16 protein-coding genes are annotated in these 16,335 nt (G+C 69.8%); 14 read left to right on the top strand and 2 right to left on the bottom strand.

Annotated features, from left to right (window positions below):
• Positions 1-95 precede the first annotated feature (95 nt).
• From sfnG to ACFYXF_RS02660, 5 genes are all read left to right on the top strand, one after another.
• Positions 96-1,259 (top strand): dimethylsulfone monooxygenase SfnG, encoded by a 1,164-nt coding sequence (gene sfnG, locus ACFYXF_RS02680; RefSeq protein WP_389347383.1) that lies wholly within the window; start codon positions 96-98, stop codon positions 1,257-1,259.
• A gap of 13 nt (positions 1,260-1,272) precedes the next feature.
• Positions 1,273-2,490, top strand: a complete 1,218-nt coding sequence (locus tag ACFYXF_RS02675; protein ID WP_389347381.1) for an acyl-CoA dehydrogenase family protein — start codon at positions 1,273-1,275, stop codon at positions 2,488-2,490.
• A gap of 83 nt (positions 2,491-2,573) precedes the next feature.
• The gene (ssuE, locus tag ACFYXF_RS02670; RefSeq protein WP_389347379.1) at positions 2,574-3,128 is read left to right on the top strand and encodes an NADPH-dependent FMN reductase; all 555 of its coding nucleotides are present in this window, start codon (positions 2,574-2,576) and stop codon (positions 3,126-3,128) included.
• A gap of 4 nt (positions 3,129-3,132) precedes the next feature.
• Positions 3,133-4,317: an SfnB family sulfur acquisition oxidoreductase gene (locus ACFYXF_RS02665; RefSeq protein ID WP_389347377.1), complete on the top strand. Its 1,185-nt coding sequence runs from the start codon at positions 3,133-3,135 to the stop codon at positions 4,315-4,317.
• Positions 4,318-4,359: 42 nt separating this feature from the next.
• The gene (locus tag ACFYXF_RS02660) at positions 4,360-5,508 is read left to right on the top strand and encodes an LLM class flavin-dependent oxidoreductase (protein WP_389347375.1); all 1,149 of its coding nucleotides are present in this window, start codon (positions 4,360-4,362) and stop codon (positions 5,506-5,508) included.
• A 106-nt stretch (positions 5,509-5,614) separates the two neighbouring features.
• Here the strand turns inward: ACFYXF_RS02660 and ACFYXF_RS02655 are convergent, their stop codons facing one another.
• Positions 5,615-6,661, bottom strand: coding sequence for an acyl-CoA dehydrogenase family protein (locus ACFYXF_RS02655; protein ID WP_389347373.1), 1,047 nt, complete (start codon positions 6,659-6,661; stop codon positions 5,615-5,617).
• A gap of 98 nt (positions 6,662-6,759) precedes the next feature.
• Between ACFYXF_RS02655 and ACFYXF_RS02650 the strand changes: the two genes are divergently transcribed.
• From ACFYXF_RS02650 to ACFYXF_RS02635, 4 genes are all read left to right on the top strand, one after another.
• Positions 6,760-7,113, top strand: coding sequence for a YciI family protein (locus tag ACFYXF_RS02650; protein ID WP_389347370.1), 354 nt, complete (start codon positions 6,760-6,762; stop codon positions 7,111-7,113).
• A 100-nt stretch (positions 7,114-7,213) separates the two neighbouring features.
• A complete protein-coding gene (locus ACFYXF_RS02645; RefSeq protein ID WP_389347368.1) occupies positions 7,214-7,654 on the top strand; it encodes a MarR family winged helix-turn-helix transcriptional regulator in 441 nt (146 codons plus the stop codon).
• Positions 7,655-7,812: 158 nt separating this feature from the next.
• Positions 7,813-9,150, top strand: a complete 1,338-nt coding sequence (locus tag ACFYXF_RS02640; protein WP_389347366.1) for an aldehyde dehydrogenase family protein — start codon at positions 7,813-7,815, stop codon at positions 9,148-9,150.
• A 214-nt stretch (positions 9,151-9,364) separates the two neighbouring features.
• On the top strand, positions 9,365-10,249 hold the full coding sequence (locus tag ACFYXF_RS02635; RefSeq protein ID WP_389347363.1) for a glycoside hydrolase family 19 protein: 885 nt from the start codon (positions 9,365-9,367) through the stop codon (positions 10,247-10,249).
• Positions 10,250-10,307: 58 nt separating this feature from the next.
• On the opposite strand, the gene ACFYXF_RS02630 is transcribed toward ACFYXF_RS02635, so the two are convergent.
• Positions 10,308-10,958 (bottom strand): TetR/AcrR family transcriptional regulator, encoded by a 651-nt coding sequence (locus ACFYXF_RS02630; RefSeq protein ID WP_389347361.1) that lies wholly within the window; start codon positions 10,956-10,958, stop codon positions 10,308-10,310.
• Between the two features lie 143 nt (positions 10,959-11,101).
• Between ACFYXF_RS02630 and ACFYXF_RS02625 the strand changes: the two genes are divergently transcribed.
• The 5 genes from ACFYXF_RS02625 to ACFYXF_RS02605 are packed head-to-tail and all read left to right on the top strand — an operon-like array spanning position 11,102 to position 16,316.
• On the top strand, positions 11,102-12,379 hold the full coding sequence (locus ACFYXF_RS02625; protein ID WP_389347359.1) for an acyl-CoA dehydrogenase family protein: 1,278 nt from the start codon (positions 11,102-11,104) through the stop codon (positions 12,377-12,379).
• Entirely contained in the window at positions 12,376-13,392 is a 1,017-nt protein-coding gene (locus tag ACFYXF_RS02620) for a phosphotransferase family protein (RefSeq protein ID WP_389347357.1), read from the top strand. Before ACFYXF_RS02625 ends, ACFYXF_RS02620 begins: the two co-directional genes overlap by 4 nt.
• Positions 13,389-14,330: an NADPH:quinone oxidoreductase family protein gene (locus ACFYXF_RS02615; protein WP_389347355.1), complete on the top strand. Its 942-nt coding sequence runs from the start codon at positions 13,389-13,391 to the stop codon at positions 14,328-14,330. The genes ACFYXF_RS02620 and ACFYXF_RS02615 overlap by 4 nt, the downstream gene beginning before the upstream one ends.
• Positions 14,320-15,171, top strand: a complete 852-nt coding sequence (locus tag ACFYXF_RS02610) for an acyl-CoA dehydrogenase family protein (RefSeq protein ID WP_389347353.1) — start codon at positions 14,320-14,322, stop codon at positions 15,169-15,171. The genes ACFYXF_RS02615 and ACFYXF_RS02610 overlap by 11 nt, the downstream gene beginning before the upstream one ends.
• Positions 15,168-16,316: an acyl-CoA dehydrogenase family protein gene (locus ACFYXF_RS02605; RefSeq protein ID WP_389347351.1), complete on the top strand. Its 1,149-nt coding sequence runs from the start codon at positions 15,168-15,170 to the stop codon at positions 16,314-16,316. Before ACFYXF_RS02610 ends, ACFYXF_RS02605 begins: the two co-directional genes overlap by 4 nt.
• Positions 16,317-16,335: the final 19 nt, after the last annotated feature.

Here is a 16,335-nt window from a genome sequence, read left to right as displayed (position 1 = left end):
GCCGCGCCCATTCCGCAACCGCCTGAAATCTTGCCGGATTTCGCTCCGGCCGGAATTGGCGTGCCCGGAAACGCATTCCGCAACAGGAGTTCCGCATGCCCGCAGAGGCCGTTCCCGCAGAGCCCGTTCCTGCAGAGCCCGTGAAATTCGCCTACTGGGTCCCCAACGTCAGTGGTGGACTCGTCACCAGCAAGATCGAGCAGCGCACCGACTGGGGTTACGACTACAACCGTGAACTCGCCGTCCTCGCCGAGAACAACGGTTTCGAGTACGCGCTCAGCCAGGTCCGCTACATGGCCAGCTACGGCGCCGAGTTCCAGCACGAGTCGACCAGCTTCAGCCTCGCCCTGCTCCTCGCCACCCAGCGACTGAAGGTCATCGCCGCCGTCCACCCCGGGCTCTGGCACCCGGGTGTCCTCGCCAAACTCGGCGCCACCGCCGACCACTTGTCGAACGGCCGCTTCGCCGTGAACGTCGTCTCCGGCTGGTTCAAGGGCGAGTTCACCGCCCTCGGCGAGCCCTGGCTGGAGCACGACGAGCGCTACCGCCGCTCCGAGGAGTTCATCCAGGCCCTGCGCCAGATCTGGACCGAGGACCACACCGAACTCGCCGGTGACTTCTACCGGTTGCGCGACTTCTCCCTCAAGCCCAAGCCCCTCAACACGCCCGAGCGCCCGCACCCCGAGATCTTCCAGGGCGGCAACTCCACCGCCGCCCGCGCCATGGCCGGCCGGGTCTCCGACTGGTACTTCTCCAACGGCAAGGACTTCGACGGGGTCGTCGAGCAGCTCGCCGACGTACGGGCATCGGCCGCCCAAGTAGGCCGTCGCGCACCGAAGTTCGGCCTCAACGGCTTCCTGATCGCCCGTGACACCGAGGCCGAGGCCCGCGACACGCTCCGCGAGATCGTCGCGGGCGCCGACCGGGAGGCCGTCGAGGGCTTCGGCGCCGCCGTCAAACAGGCCGGACAGTCCGCCGCCGACGGCAAGGGCATGTGGCAGGACTCCACCTTCGAGGACCTCGTCCAGTACAACGACGGCTTCCGTACGGGCCTCATCGGCACGCCCGAGCAGATCGCCGAGCGGATCGTCGCGTACAAGAGGCTCGGCGTCGACCTGCTCCTCCTCGGCTTCCTGCACTACCACGAGGAGGTCGAGTACTTCGGCAAGCGGGTACTGCCGCTCGTGCGCGAGCTGGAGGCCCAACTGCCCGACACAGAGCCCGAGTCCGCGCCCGAGTCCGCCCCCGCCCAGGTCTGAGGAGGTCATCGAGATGAGCATCGCCACGCCCGCCGACTGGCGGACCCGCCCCGCCCCGCACACCGCCCAGGACTGGATCGCCCGCGCCACCGAGGTGGCCGCCGTCCTCGCCACCGACGCCGCCGAACGCGACCGCGCCGGCGCGACCCCGTACGCCGAGGTCCGCCTCCTCAAGGACTCCGGCCTCGTCACCCTGCTCGGCCCCGCGGAACACGGCGGCGGAGGCCAGGACTGGACGACCGCCTACCAGGTCGTCCGCGAGGTCGCCAAAGCCGACGGCTCCATCGGGCAGCTCCTCGGCTACCACTACCTCTGGAACTGGGCCGCCCGGTTGGTCGGCACCCGTGAACAGTGGGAGCACGTGGAGGCCGAGGCCGCCCGCAACCAGTGGTTCTTCGGCGGGGCCGTCAACCCGCGGGACAAGGACGTCGTGGTCACCGAGGACGGCGACGACCTCCTCTTCACCGGCCGCAAGTCCTTCTCCACCGGCAGCAGGGTCTCCGACGTCACCGTCCTCGAAGGCGTCCTGGAAGGCACCGACCAGCATGTCTTCGCGATCGTGCCCTCCGACTCCGAGGGCCTGACCTTCCACGACGACTGGGACAACATCGGCCAGCGCCTCACCGAGAGCGGCGGCGTCACCCTCGACCGGGTCCGTACGCCGTGGTCCTCGGCCGCCGGTTACGTCGACAGGGAGTTCCGGCCGCGCACCTACAACACCCTCAACGTCCCCACCATCCAGCTGGTGTTCGCCAACTTCTACCTCGGGATCGCGGGCGGGGCCCTGGAGACGGCCGCCGGCTACACCCGCACCAAGGCCCGGTCCTGGCTGCACGGCGGACACGAGCGGGCGGTCGACGAGCCGTACGTCATAGACACCTACGGCGATCTGACCGCCAAGCTCTGGGCGGTCGAGGCGCTCGCCGACACCGTCGCCGCCGAAGGGCAGCGGCTGCACGACGACCCCGACGCCGTCACCCCGAAGACGCGCGGCGACTTCGAGGTCAGGGTCGCCGCCGTCAAGGCCCGTGCCACCGATGTCGCCCTGGAGATCGCGGGCCGCATCTTCGAGGTGACCGGCGCCCGCTCCACGGCGAGCACCGAGGGCCTCGACCGGTTCTGGCGCAACGTCCGCACGCACACCCTCCACGACCCCGTCGCCTACAAGCGCCGCGAGGTCGGCCGCTGGGTCCTCGAAGGCGAACTGCCCGAACCCACCTGGTATTCCTGACCACTTCCCCCGGGGTGCCCGCGTCGCCGCGCGGGCACCCCGACCTCCGGAACACCCCCGGAAAGCCTCCAGAAAGAGGACCCATGGCCACCGTCCTGTCCGTCTCCGGCAGCCCCTCCGTCTCCTCCCGCACCGGCAAGCTCCTGCGCCACCTGGACTCGCGGCTGACCGCCCAGGGACACGAGGTCATCCCGCTCGACGTCCGCACCATCCCGGCCGAGGCCCTGCTCGGCGCCGACTTCCGGCATCCGGCGATCGTCGAGGCCACCGAGCTGTTCGCGCGCGCCGACGGTGTCGTCGTGGGCACTCCCGTCTACAAGGCGTCCTACTCCGGTGTCCTCAAGGCGCTCCTCGACCTGCTCCCGCAGTACGCGCTCACCGGCAAGACCGTGCTGCCGCTGGCCACCGGCGGCTCCACCGCGCACGTCCTGGCCATCGACTACGCCCTGCGCCCGGTCCTCAACTCCATGGGCGCCGCCCACATCGTCCAGGGCTGGTTCACCCTCGACAAGGACATCACCGCCCACGAGGACGGCTCCATCTCCGTCGCGCCGGCCACCGCCGAGGCCCTCACCCAGGTCCTCGACCAGTTCTCGACCGCGCTCGGCCGCTACCCGGTCCTCGCCGCGGCGGTCTGATCCCATGACCGCGAAAGTCATCGCCGACGACGTGGAGGCCCTGACCGTGGCGGCGGCCCTGGCGGACGAGTTCCGCACCGGGGCCGCCGGACGGGACGCCGAACGGCGGCTCCCCCGCGCGGAGTTGGACCGCCTCTCCACCTCGGGACTGCTCGCGGTCACGGTGCCCGCCGAGTACGGGGGAGCGGACGTACGCCAGGAGACCCTGGCCGAGATCTTCCGGCTGCTCGCGTCGGCCGACGCGAGCCTCGCCCAGATCCCGCAGAGCCACTTCGCGTACGTCAATGTGATCCGCCGTCAGGGGACCGAAGAACAACGGGAGTTCTTCTTCGGCGAGATCCTCGCGGGGCGGCGGCTCGGCAACGCCCAGTCGGAGGCGGGCACCAAGCACGTCCAGGACATCCGCACCCGCCTGGAGCGCCGCCCCGACGGCTCGTACGTCCTGACCGGCGTCAAGCACTACTCCACGGGCGCCCTGTTCGCCGACTGGATCCCCGTCCTCGCCCGCACCGAGGACGACAACCTCCACGTGGCGTACGTCCCGCGCGACGCGTCCGGGCTCACGGTCCTGGACGACTGGGACGGCATGGGTCAGCGTACGACGGCCAGCGGCACCGTCCGGCTCGACGCGGTCCCCGTCCCGGCCGACCGGGTCCTCCCGCACCACCTCACCTTCCAGGGACCCCAACTCCACGGCGCCGTCGCCCAGTTGCTGCACACGGCGATCGATGTCGGCATCGCCGGGGGAGCGTTCGCCGAGGCCGCCGAGTTCGTGCGGACCAAGAGTCGGCCCTGGTTCGAGAGCGGTGCCGAGACCGCCGCCGAGGACCCGCTGCTGATCCAGCGGTTCGGTGAACTCGCCGTCCAGCTAAGGGCGTCCGAGGCGCTGCTGCGTGAAGCGGCCCGTGCGGTGGACGCGGCCCGCGCCGACCTCACCGACGACTCGGCGGCCGAGGCGTCCATCGCGGTGGCCGTCGCGAAGGCGCACGCGGCGACCACCGCCGTGGAGGTCACCGGTGCCCTCTTCGAGGTCGCCGGGACCCGCTCGGCGCTCAACTCCCTCAACCTGCACCGGCATTGGCGCGACGCCCGCACCCACACCCTGCACGACCCGGCACGCTGGAAGGTCCAGCACATCGGCCGCTACGTACTGAACGGCACGAAACCGCCCCGCCACGGCCTGCTCTAACGCGACGACGTTCCCCGCGACGTTCCCGATCGGAGATCTTCGGTGTCCCTCACCTTTCACTGGTTCCTCCCCACCAACGGCGACAGCCGTCATGTCGTCGGCGGCGGCCACGGCACCCCGGCCACCGCCTTCGGACAGAACCGGCCGCCGACGGTCGCCTATCTGAGCCAGATCGCCCGCGCCGCCGAGGACCTGGGCTTCGTCGGCGCGCTCACCCCCACCGGCGCCTGGTGCGAGGACGCCTGGCTGACCACCGCGATGGTCAGCCAGCACACCGAGCGCCTGAAGTTCCTGGTCGCCTTCCGCCCCGGCTTCGTCTCCCCGACCCTCGCCGCGCAGATGGCGTCCACCTTCCAGCGCCAGTCCGGCGGACGGCTCCTCCTGAACGTCGTCACCGGCGGCGAGAGCCATGAGCAGAAGGCTTACGGCGACTTCCTCGACAAGGACGCCCGGTACCGTCGTACCGGCGAATTCCTCGAAGTCGTACGGGAGTTGTGGGAGGGCAAGACGGTCAACCTGACCGGCGAACACCTCCGGGTCGAGGACGCCAAGCTGGCCCGTGTGCCCGATCCGGTGCCCGAGGTGTACTTCGGGGGTTCCTCGCCCATCGCCGGTGAGGTCGCCGCCCGGAACGTCGACGTCTACCTCACCTGGGGCGAGCCGCCGGCGCAGGTCGCCGAGAAGATCGCCTGGGTCAGGGGGCTGGCCGCCAAGCAGGGGCGCACCCTGCGGTTCGGGATCCGGCTGCATGTCATCACCCGCGACACCGCCGAGGCGGCGTGGGCGGAGGCGGACCGGATCCTCGCCGGGTTCGATCCGGCGACCGTGCGGGACATCCAGGCGGGGCTTGCGCGGAGTGAGTCGGAGGGGCAGCAGCGGATGCTTGCGCTGCACGGGGGTGGGAATCGGGACGGGCTGGAGATTTATCCCAATCTGTGGGCGGGGATCGGGCTGGTTCGGGGTGGGGCGGGTACCGCGCTGGTCGGTAGCCATGAGGAGGTTGCCGATCGGATCGCTGAATACCACGCTCTGGGTATCGACGAGTTCGTGCTTTCCGGGTATCCGCACTTGGAAGAGGCGTACTGGTTCGGGGAAGGGGTTTTGCCTCGGCTGGCTGCGCGTGGGTTGTGGCGGCATCCGGTTGCTGGGGCGGGTGTGGTGCCTGTGGCGCAGGTGCCGTTTGCTGGGTGAGCGGTCTTTGGCTGCGGGGCCGGTGGGGGCTTGTCGCGCAGTTCCCCGCGCCCCTGAAAAGGTGCGCTTCGCGCCCTTTTCAGGGGCGCGACAGCGCACCCAGTGACTAGTCGGCCAGTGACCTGAGGTGTGCGCCGCGCACATCGCTCGTCTGGCCCTGGATCAGGAGGAACATGCCCTCTCGGGCCAGGCGTTGGGCTGGGCTGGTCAGGTCCAGGGAGCGGCCTCCGCCTGCCACGATCGCCGCTGTTGTCGCCGTGCGCATCAGGTCGTAGGCGCTCGTTTTGAGGGCCAGGCGTTGGGCGATGTGTTCCTGGGGGCGGCGGTGGTCCGCGAGGGCGTACGCGTTGCGGCGTACGGCGTCCAGGCGGGTGCGGAGGGAGCGGGCCGTTGCCGTGGCGTCGGGGTGGGCGGCCAGGAGGTCGAGGGCCGCGTATGCCACGCCGAACACGGCCGGGTTCGTGTTGGTGGCCCGGGGGAGGTCGTCGAGGGCGAACTTCTCGCGCGGGGTGCGCAGGACGACCGCCTCGTCCGGGAGCCGGAGGCCCTTCAGCTCCAGGGAGACCGTACGGGCGGCCGTGAGTGCCGCCAGGCGCGTGATCGGCGAGGCGCGCAGCCCCGACTGTTCGCGCGCGTCGGCGAAGGCGAACACCACCTCGTCCGTGTCGGTCAGTCCCGCGAGCAGCATGACGTCGTTCAGGCCCCAGCCCGTGTACCAGGGGACCGTCCCGTCGAAGCGCCAGCCGCCGCGCTCGTACCCGGCCCGCACCGGGACGCGGGGGAAGGAGCGCAGATGGGCGTACGCGATGCCGGAGAGCAGTGCGCCCGTCGACAGCGGGCCCAACATGCGTTCCCGCACCGGGAACTGAGACTCCGTCAGCAGCTTCACCGGGGTGTGGTGCTGGGTCTGCACGAACCAGGTCGAGCAGCACGCCCCGGCCAGGATCTCGGCGACCTCGCGAGCCACCGAGGCGGGCGCGCCCGCGCCCCCGTACTCCTTCGGCGCGCTCACTCCGAGCAGCCCCGACCGCTTGATGGCCTTGATGCTGCTCGCGGGCACGCCCTCCTGGTCGACCCGGCCGGCCTGCGGGGCCAGGACCTCGGCGGCGAGTCGGCGGGCTTCGGTGACGAGCGGGTGCGGAGTGACGGTCATGGACGAGATTCTCCCGGTGTCGGGGTGCGTTGTGTCTCTACAGCGGTGCTCCCTTCGTGTAGGAGAGGGGGCAGAGTCGTGATGCACAGGAGGACGCGATGAAGTACTACCTGCTCAGCGCCATGAAGCCGGTCGGTGAACCGTCCGCTCCCGAGACCATGGTGGAGATCAATCGCAGACTGAACGTCTTCCACGAGGAGTTGCGCGAGGCCGGGGCCTGGGTCTTCGCGGGCGGGCTCCACCGCCCGGACGCCGCGACCGTGATGCGGCCCCTGGGCGACGAGGTCGAGGTGATCGAAGGGCCCTACGCCGAGCACAAGGAGTTCCTCGGCGGGATCTGCCTCGTCATGGCCCCCGACCTCGACGCCGCCCTGGAGTGGGGCCGCAAGGCCGCCCTGGCCACCACCCTGCCGGTCGAGGTCCGTCCCTTCCTCGGCGAGGTCGACGACTGATGGACCGGCACCAGGATTCCGGGGCGGCCCGGCGAACTCCCGTCCGGCTCATACGATTCCGTCTCATACGATGTACACACCCCCGGGACCGAGGAGCAGGATGACCACATCGTCGCAGCGCCGGCCCCAGGACCTTGTGCGGCTCCTGACCCGCGCCGAGCGGCTGGCCGCGCGCCGTCTCCAGCCCGTGCTGGACGAGCACGGCTGCTCACTGGACGCATGGCGCGTGCTCGCCCTGCTCTCCGACGGCGCCGGTCACCACATGGCCGCGATCGCCGAGGCCGCCTTTCTGCCACCGCCCACGCTGACCCGGCTGGTCGACCACCTCGTCGACCAGAACCTCGTCCACCGCCGGGTCGACCCGCACGACCGCCGTCGCATCCTCGTCCACCTCACCCCGCGCGGCACGGAGTACTGGCGCCGCATCGACCGCGAGGTCCGCGCGGACTGGCCGCTCCTCAGTGACGGCGACGACGAGCTGCTGCGCGCCCTCCTGGACCGGCTGGCCGAGACGCTCGACGAGACGACGGCCCAGGTCTGACGTCGACGTCGACACGTGTGGTAGGTATCGGTCACCTTCAGTTACTTTCATGTATAGGGAATATATTTTGCCGGGTGCGGGGTTGGCCTGGTCGTCGAGAACATCGAGAACGTTGAGTACGCGAACGTTGAGTACGCATCGAGCCTGAGCGAGGCACCGTGAACCACCCCCTGTCCACCGAGCGGCCCACCGAGCAGCCCGCCGACATCGTGGCGCGTCTGCGCACCACCTTCCGTACGGGCCGCACCAAGCCCGTCGAGTGGCGCAAGGGGCAGCTCGGCCGCCTGCGCGACCTCCTCACGGAGCACGGTGACGACGTGGCCGCCGCCCTGTACGCGGACCTCGGCAAGAGTTCGGCCGAGGCCTACCGCACGGAGATCGACTTCACGATCCGGGAGATCGACCACACCCTCGACCACCTCGACGGCTGGCTGCGCCCCGAGCCCGCGCCCGTCCCGGAGCGCCTCGGCGCCGACGCCACGGCCTGGACGCAGTACGACCCGCTGGGCGTCGTCCTGGTCATCGCCCCCTGGAACTACCCGGTGCAACTGCTGCTGGCCCCCGTCGTCGGCGCGCTGGCCGCCGGGAACGCCGTGGTGGTCAAGCCGAGCGAACTGGCCCCCGCCACCTCCGAGATCATCGCCCGGCTGCTGCCGCGGTACCTGGACACGGACGCGGTCGCCGTCGTCGAGGGCGGGGTCCCGGAGACCACGGCCCTGTTGGCCGAGCGCTTCGACCACATCTTCTACACCGGCAACGGCACCGTCGGCCGGATCGTGATGCGCGCCGCCGCCGAGCACCTCACCCCGGTCGCCCTCGAACTCGGCGGCAAGTCCCCGGCGTTCGTCGACACCGGCATCGACGTGGACGTCGTCGCCGACCGGCTGGTCCGGGGCAAGTTCCTCAACGCCGGCCAGACCTGCGTCGCCCCCGACTACGTCCTGACCGACCCCGGGACCGCCGCCGCGCTGGAGCCCGCGCTCGCCAAGGCCGTCGAGAAGCTGTTCGGCGCCGACCCGGCCACCTCCACCGAGTACGGCCGCATCGTCAACGAACGGCACTTCGACCGGCTCGACGGCCTGCTCGACTCGGGCCGGGTCGTCGTCGGCGGTGCCAAGGACCGTACGACGAAGTACATCGCGCCGACCGTCCTCGCCGATGTCGACCCCGCCTCGCCCGTGATGCGCGAGGAGATCTTCGGCCCGATCCTGCCCATCGTCACCGTGCCCGGCCTTGACGAGGCGATCGGCTTCATCAACGACCGCGACAAGCCGCTCGCGCTGTACGTCTTCACCGAGTCCGGCGCGACCCGCGAGCGCATCGCCGCCGAGACCTCCTCCGGCGCCGTCGGCTACGGTCTGCCGCTGGCTCATCTCACCGTCTCCGACCTGCCGTTCGGCGGGGTCGGGGAGAGCGGTATGGGCAGTTACCACGGCCGCTACTCGATCGAGACGTTCAGCCACCGCAAGGCGGTGCTGGCGAAGCCGCTGAGCTGACGCGGCCCATTCTTCGCGGAACTCCTGCTGTCCTTTGGTGCGTTGGCTGGTCTATACCCTTGACTGGTCCAGACCAAGGGAGTTGAGTGTGCCTCCACACCCCCCACCACGGCCGCCCCACGCCGTGGCCGGCTGAGGCCGGCACGTGCGCCATGGGTCAGCTCCGCGCTGCCCATGGATGGGAGCGGCCGTGCTCCGCGAAGGAGTTGATCCCGTGTCGAGGCGCCGTATCTCCGCACTCCTGACCGCACTTGTCCTCGGAACGGCCGCGCCGGTGCTCCTGCCGGCACCGAGCGCGTCCGCCGCCGCGTGTTCGAGTTACCCGAGCTGGGTGGCCGGCAAGGCCTACGTCACCGGCAACATCGTCCGCTACACGGACGGCAAGGCGTACATCGCCGAGCACGACAACCCGGGCTACGACCCGACCATCAGCACCTGGTACTGGGAGCCGTACGCGTGCGACGGCTCGACGGTACCCTCCGGATTCGTGGTCTCCGAGGCGCAGTTCAACCAGATGTTCCCGAGCCGGAACTCCTTCTACACGTACAGCGGGCTGACCGCCGCGCTGAGCGCCTATCCGGCGTTCGCGAAGACCGGCAGCGACACCGTGAAGAAGCAGGAGGCGGCGGCGTTCCTCGCCAACGTCAACCACGAGACCGGCGGGCTCGTCCACATCGTGGAGCAGAACACCGCCAACTACCCGCACTACTGCGACTGGAGCCAGCCCTACGGCTGCCCGGCGGGACAGTCGGCCTACTACGGGCGCGGTCCGATCCAGCTCAGCTGGAACTTCAACTACAAGGCCGCCGGTGACGCACTCGGCCTCGACCTGCTGGGCAACCCCTGGCTGGTGCAGAACGACGCGTCCGTCGCCTGGAAGACCGGCCTCTGGTACTGGAACACCCAGTCCGGGCCCGGCACGATGACCCCGCACAACGCCATGGTCAACCAGGCCGGCTTCGGACAGACCATCCGGTCCATCAACGGCTCGCTGGAGTGCGACGGGAAGAACCCCGCCCAGGTCCAGAGCCGCGTCGACGCCTACCAGCGCTTCGCCTCGATCCTCGGCGTCAGCCCCGGCGGCAACCTCTACTGCTGACGGCGGCCGACTCCTTGCTGCGGAGAGCGAGAACGTTGCTCTCCGCAGCGGTGGCGGTTCAGGCGCCCGAGATACCGCCGAGGCAGAACTGCCACACCTCGTCGGCCGTCACCGGGTGGGCGTGGCTGTCCGAGGGGACGCCGTTGGCCTGGGCCGCGAACATCACGGTCTGCATGACGAGCGCCGCCAGCCGACGGGGCTTGTCCGCGTGGATGCTGCCCGCCTCGGCCGCCTGCTCCAGAAGCTCTGTGAACAGGGTCAACAGGGGCAGGTGCGCGGTCCCCACCTGGGCCGGGTGCTTGACCAGCAGTTGGAGTGCGAAGTCGCTGAACAGGGGGCGCTGGACACCGGGGTTGGGCAGCGACTGCTCGAACAGCATCTCCACCGCGATGCGCAGGCGCGGCAGCGGCTCACCGGTGCCGGACGTGGCCTCGCGGATCTCGACCGCCGATGTGGAGAGGGCGTCTTCGAACAGAGCGAGCAGCAGCTCGTGCTTGCCGTCGAAGTGCTGGTAGAAGCTGCGCAGCGACTGCTTCGAGCGGTCGACGACCTCCTGGACGGTGAAGTCGGTCGTCCCCTTCTCCGCGATGAGCTCCTGTGCCGCGTCCAGGAAGCGCTGAACGCGTTGCTCGGCACGCTGTTTGGCGGCGCGGGTGGATCGCTCGACGGCGCGTTGGCGCCACGCTGGCTCTTCGGGGATGGCGGTCACGCGTAGAACGATACTGCACTTCAGCGGTAATCAGTCGAAGCCCCCTACCGAATCACGCACCGCAACTTCCGAGACCCTTACTTGCATGGAATGAGAATGTTATTCTCGCCTGCGTCGAGTCGTCGAGACGAGGGTCGGTTGACATGGCATGGGACTTTTCCACCGAGCCCGAGTTCGAGGAGAAGCTGGAGTGGATCAGGAGGTTCCGCGCCGAGCGCGTGGACCCACTGGACCTCCTCTACCCCGACCGCGCCTACCATCCCCTCGACGACGAGACCGGCCCGGTCGTCCGCGCCCTCAAACAACAGGTCCGCGACCAGGGCCTGTGGGCCCCGCATCTCGGCCCCGAACTGGGCGGACGCGGCTTCGGACAGCTGAAACTGGCCCTGATCAACGAGATCCTCGGTACGTCCAGCTGGGCACCCGTCATCTTCGGCACGGCCGCCCCCGACACCGGCAACGCCGAGATCATCGCCCGCTACGGCACCGAGGAACAGAAGGAGCGCTACCTCCAGCCGCTGCTCGAAGGCGAGTGCTTCTCCTGCTTCTCGATGACCGAGCCGCAGGCCGGCGCCGACCCGACGATGTTCACCACGCGGGCCGAACGCGACGGCGACGACTGGGTCATCACCGGCCGCAAGTACTTCTCCTCCAACGCCCGCACCTCGAAGTTCGTCATCGTGATGGCGGTGACCGACCCGGACGTCAGCCCGTACAAGGGCATGTCGATGTTCCTGGTGCCGAGCGACACCCCGGGTGTCCGCATGGAACGCAACGTCGGGCTGCTCGGCGAGGGCCCCGAGGACGGTATGCACGCGCTGATCGCGTACGACGGCGTCCGCGTCCCCGGCGACGCCCTGCTCGGCGGGGAGGGTCAGGCGTTCGCCATCGCCCAGACCCGGCTCGGCGGCGGACGCGTCCACCACGCGATGCGGGTCGTCGGGCAGTGCCAGCGGGCCCTCGACATGATGGCCGAACGCGCGCTGTCCCGCGAGACACAGGGCAGCCGGCTCGCGGACAAGCAGCTCGTGCAGGCCGATCTCGCCGACTCCTACGCGCAGTTGACGCAGTTCCGGCTGATGGTCCTCTACACGGCCTGGCAGATCGACCAGTACAACGACTACAAACGGGTCCGCAAGGACATCGCCGCGATCAAGTTCCTGACGCCGAAGGTGCTGCACGACGTCGTCTACCGCTCGATGCATCTGCACGGCGCCCTGGGCGTCTCCAACGAGATGCCCTTCGCCGACATGTGGACCGGCGCGGCCGTCATGGCCGTCGTCGACGGACCGACGGAGGTCCACAAGATCACCGTGGCCCGCGACCTGCTGCGCGGCTACGAGGCAACCCCCGGACTCTGGCCCACCCAGCATCTGCCCGCACGCCGGGAGTGGGCCCGCAAGCAGCTGGAGAACCTGTGAACACCGAGTCGCTCGCCCGCTGGCTTGACGGCCAGGACATCGCCCCCGGCGAACCCGTCGAGGTCTCCCTCATCTCAGGGGGCACCTCCAACGACATCTACGAAGTCCGGCGCGGCGACCGCCAGTTGGTGCTGCGCAAGCCGCCCGAGAAGGTCCCACCGGGCCGCAACGAGACCATGCTGCGTGAGTTCCGGGTGCTCAACGCCCTCAACGGGACGGACGTTCCGCATCCGGAGGCCGTCGCGGTCTGCGAGGACACCGACGTCATCGGCTCCTGCTTCTACCTCATGGGCCATGTCGACGGCTGGTCGCCGATGAACGTCGAGGGCGGCTGGCCGGAGCCCTTCAAGAGCGACCTCTCCCTCCGCCCCGGCCTGGCCTACGAGCTGGTGGAGGGCATCGCCCGGCTCGGCAACGTCGACTGGCGGGCGCAGGGACTTGAGGGCTTCGGCCGTCCCGACGGCTTCCACGACCGTCAAGTGGACCGCTGGCAGGCCCACTTGGCGAAGTTCAAGTTCCGCGAGATTCCGGGACTCGACACGGCTGCCGCCTGGCTGCGCGCGCACCGGCCCAGCCACTGGACCCCGGGCATCATCCACGGCGACTACCAGTTCGCCAACGTGATGTTCCAGCACGGCGCCCCCGCCCGCCTCGCCGCCCTCGTCGACTTCGAGATGGCCACCGTCGGCGACCCGCTGCTCGATCTCGCCTGGGTGATCATGGGCTGGCCGAACGCCGACGAGGACCGCACGCAGAAGGGGTACGTCAGCTACGAGGGCATGCCCGACCGCGCCGACCTCCTGGAGCACTACGCCAAGGTCAGCGGCCGGGACGTGAGCGAGATCGACTACTACGTGGTGCTGGCCCGCTTCAAGATGGCCATCGTCCTCGAAGGCGGCTACGCCCGGCACGTCAAGGGCGAGGGCGGCAACCCGAAGATGGCCTTCTACGGCGACACGGTCCTGACGATGGCCGCCCAGGCCGCCGAACTGGCCGCGACGACCCGGCTATGAGAGCCGCCCGCTGCCACACCCTCGGCGGCCCGGTGACCGTCGAGGAGATCCCGGAGCCGGTGGGTGAGGTGCTGGTCGCCGTGGAGTACGCGGCGGTCAACTTCGCCGACGTGCTGGTGATCGAGGGCGCCTACCAGGTGAAGGCCGAGGTGCCCTTCACCCCGGGCAGCGAGTTCGCGGGCGTGGTCGCCAGGGACGGGCACGGCTTCCGCGCCGGCGACCGGGTCTTCGGCTCCGCCTTCATCGGGGCCTTCGCCGAACGTGTCGCCGTTCCCGCCACCAGCCTCCACCGCGTTCCCGACGCCGTGCCCATGGAACGCGCGGCGGCCTTCGGGGTCTCCCACGCCACCGCCTTCAACGCCCTGCGCCTGGTCGCCGACGTACAGGAGGGCGAGCGGGTCGCCGTGCTCGGCGCCGCCGGCGGGGTTGGCCTGGCCGCCGTCGAACTCGCCCTGCTGCTGGGCGCGGAGGTGATCGCCGTGGCGTCGAGCGAGGAGAAGCGTGCAGCCTGCGCCAAGCTCGGCGCTCAGACCGTCCTGCCGTACGAGAACCTGAAGCGGGCTCTGCAGGAGGCGGGCGGCGTCGATGTCGTCGTCGACCCGGTCGGCGGGCCGCACTCCGAGCAGGCGCTGCGCGGGATGCGCTGGGGCGGCCGGTTCGTGAATGTCGGGTTCGCGAGTGGGGAGATCCCGAGCATCCCGCTGAACCTGGCGATGCTCAAGGGCGTCACGATCCACGGCTTCGACTTCGGCGGCTGGGCCCGGCACGACCGGGAGAAGCTGGTCGCCGCCCGCACCGAACTGCACCGACTGTTCGCCGAGGGGGCCATTCACCCCCGTATCCATGCCGTCCACCCGCTCGACGAGGTGGGAGCCGCGCTGCGGCTCGGCCGGGGTGCCATCGGCAAGGTTCTTCTGGAGGTCGCCCGTGGAGTTTGAATTCGACGAGGACCAGCGGATGCTGCAACGCGTGGTCCGCGAGACGGTGGCCAAGTCACGGGCCTTGCCCGAGGACCAACTCTGGTCAATCTACCTGGAGTTGGGCTGGCTGGAGGCCCCTCCGGTGGAACTGGCGATCATCCTGGAGGAGTTGGGGTACGCCGCCGACCCGACGCCCTTCCTGGCCACGGCCACCTGGTTCGCGCCGCTGGCCGGACGGCTGCCGAACGGCTCGGGGACGGCGGTCTTCGACGGCGTCGGGGAGTTCGTCCTCGACGCGGATCGGGCGGACGAGATCGCTCTCCTCACGACGGACGGTGTGGTCGTCCGGAGCGGGCCTGAGGTGCGTGCCGAGCGAGTCGCCGTCTTCGATCCGACCATCCATGTGGCCCGGGTCGAGCAGAGTGAACTCGTCGCCGGTGTGCCCGAGTTGGCCTTGATGGGACTCGCCGTCTCCACCGTCGGCAGCTGTCGGCGCATCCTCGATCTGGTCGTCGCGCATGTGAAGCAGCGGCAGCAGTTCGGGGTGGCCATCGGGTCCTTCCAGGCGGTCAAGCACAAGGCCGCCGACATGTACGTCGCGATCGAACGGGCCCGGGCGCTCGCCCTCTACTCCGCCCTCACCATCGCCGAGGACGACCCGGAACGGGCGCGGGCCGCCGCGATGGCCAAGGCGGCGGCGGGGGAGTGTCAACGACTGTGCTTCCAGAGCGGGTTCCAGCTCTTCGGCGCGATGGGCTACACCTGGGAGAACGAACTGCAGATCCACCTCAAACGGGCCAAGGCCGGTGACCTGCTGCTGGGTACGGCGTCCGTACACAGGAAGGCGCTGCTCGTATGAGACTCGCCGCCGACCCCGAGATCGAGGAGTTCCGGGCCGAGTTCGCCGCCTTCCTCGACGCCAACCTGCCCACCGCCGAGGAAGCCGTCCCTCGTGCCAAGTCGAGCGCGGACGTGCCTCCGTGGGCGCGGGCATGGCAGCGCAAGCTGTTCGACGCGGGCTGGCTGGTGCCCGGCAACCCGCCCGAGTACGGCGGACGCGACGCCACCCTGCCCCAACTGCTCGCCCACGCCGAGGAGATGTCCCGGCGTCGGATCTACCACAGCTTCAATCCGCAGGGCGTCGGCATCATCGCGGCCTCGATCCTGAGCTTCGGCACCGAGGAGCAGAAGCAGCGGTGGGCCGCGCCCATCCTGCGCGCCGAGATGACGGCCGCCCTCGGCATGAGCGAACCGGGCGCCGGCTCCGACCTTGCCGGGCTGCGTACCCGTGCGGCCCTGGAGGGCGACCACTTCGTCGTCAACGGACAGAAGGTGTGGACCTCCGGGGCACATGACGCCGACGTACTGCTGACGTTCGTACGCACCGATCCCGAGGCGCCCAAGCACAAGGGCATCAGTGTGCTGTTGATCCCCACCGACACCGAGGGCGTGGTCCGGCGGCCCTTCGGGTCCATCGCGGACCCCGACGACTTCGACTTCAACGAGGTGTTCTTCACCGACGTCCGGGTGCCCAGGGAGAACCTGATCGGCCCGCTGAACGAAGGCTGGAAGGTGGCCAACGGCTCGCTCGGGCACGAGCGGACCCTGCTGTGGCTGAGCTACGCCGAACGCCTTGAGGATCTGATCCGGGACGCGGCCTGCGACGAGGAGTGGTACGCCACGCTGCTCATGGACTTCCAGGCGCTGAAGCTCCTGGGCTACCGGCAACTTGGCGCCGACCGGAACCCGGCCGAGGTGTCCGTGCTCAAACTGTTCGGCTCGGAGGCCGTGCAGAACGCCACTCTGTGCGCCCTGGAGGCGCACGGCACGGGGGCTCTGCGCCATCCTGCCTCGACGGCCCCGCACTTCCACATGAACATGGAGGTGTTCTCGTCCAGCTGGTTCGAACGGTATGCGCGCAGCTTCGGCGGGACCATCGCCGGCGGTACCTCCGAGATCCAGCGCAACATCATCGCCGAGCGCATCCTCGGCCTGCCCAGATAGCTGTCTGCCCATATTGCCG

The sequence above is a fragment of the Streptomyces sp. NPDC002680 genome (assembly GCF_042889145.1).
Classification (GTDB): Bacteria; Actinomycetota; Actinomycetes; order Streptomycetales; family Streptomycetaceae; genus Streptomyces; species Streptomyces adonidis.
This window is presented reverse-complemented; position numbering and strand designations above follow the sequence as displayed.

Coding starts and splice junctions, on each gene's coding strand:
- ACFYXF_RS02605 (WP_389347351.1), top strand. CDS start 15,168: ATGAGACTCGCCGCCGACCCCGAGATCGAGGAGTTCCGGGCCGAGTTC.
- ACFYXF_RS02675 (WP_389347381.1), top strand. CDS start 1,273: ATGAGCATCGCCACGCCCGCCGACTGGCGGACCCGCCCCGCCCCGCAC.
- sfnG (WP_389347383.1), top strand. CDS start 96: ATGCCCGCAGAGGCCGTTCCCGCAGAGCCCGTTCCTGCAGAGCCCGTG.
- ACFYXF_RS02645 (WP_389347368.1), top strand. CDS start 7,214: ATGACCACATCGTCGCAGCGCCGGCCCCAGGACCTTGTGCGGCTCCTG.
- ACFYXF_RS02650 (WP_389347370.1), top strand. CDS start 6,760: ATGAAGTACTACCTGCTCAGCGCCATGAAGCCGGTCGGTGAACCGTCC.
- ACFYXF_RS02625 (WP_389347359.1), top strand. CDS start 11,102: ATGGCATGGGACTTTTCCACCGAGCCCGAGTTCGAGGAGAAGCTGGAG.
- ssuE (WP_389347379.1), top strand. CDS start 2,574: ATGGCCACCGTCCTGTCCGTCTCCGGCAGCCCCTCCGTCTCCTCCCGC.
- ACFYXF_RS02615 (WP_389347355.1), top strand. CDS start 13,389: ATGAGAGCCGCCCGCTGCCACACCCTCGGCGGCCCGGTGACCGTCGAG.
- ACFYXF_RS02665 (WP_389347377.1), top strand. CDS start 3,133: ATGACCGCGAAAGTCATCGCCGACGACGTGGAGGCCCTGACCGTGGCG.
- ACFYXF_RS02655 (WP_389347373.1), bottom strand. CDS start 6,661: ATGACCGTCACTCCGCACCCGCTCGTCACCGAAGCCCGCCGACTCGCC.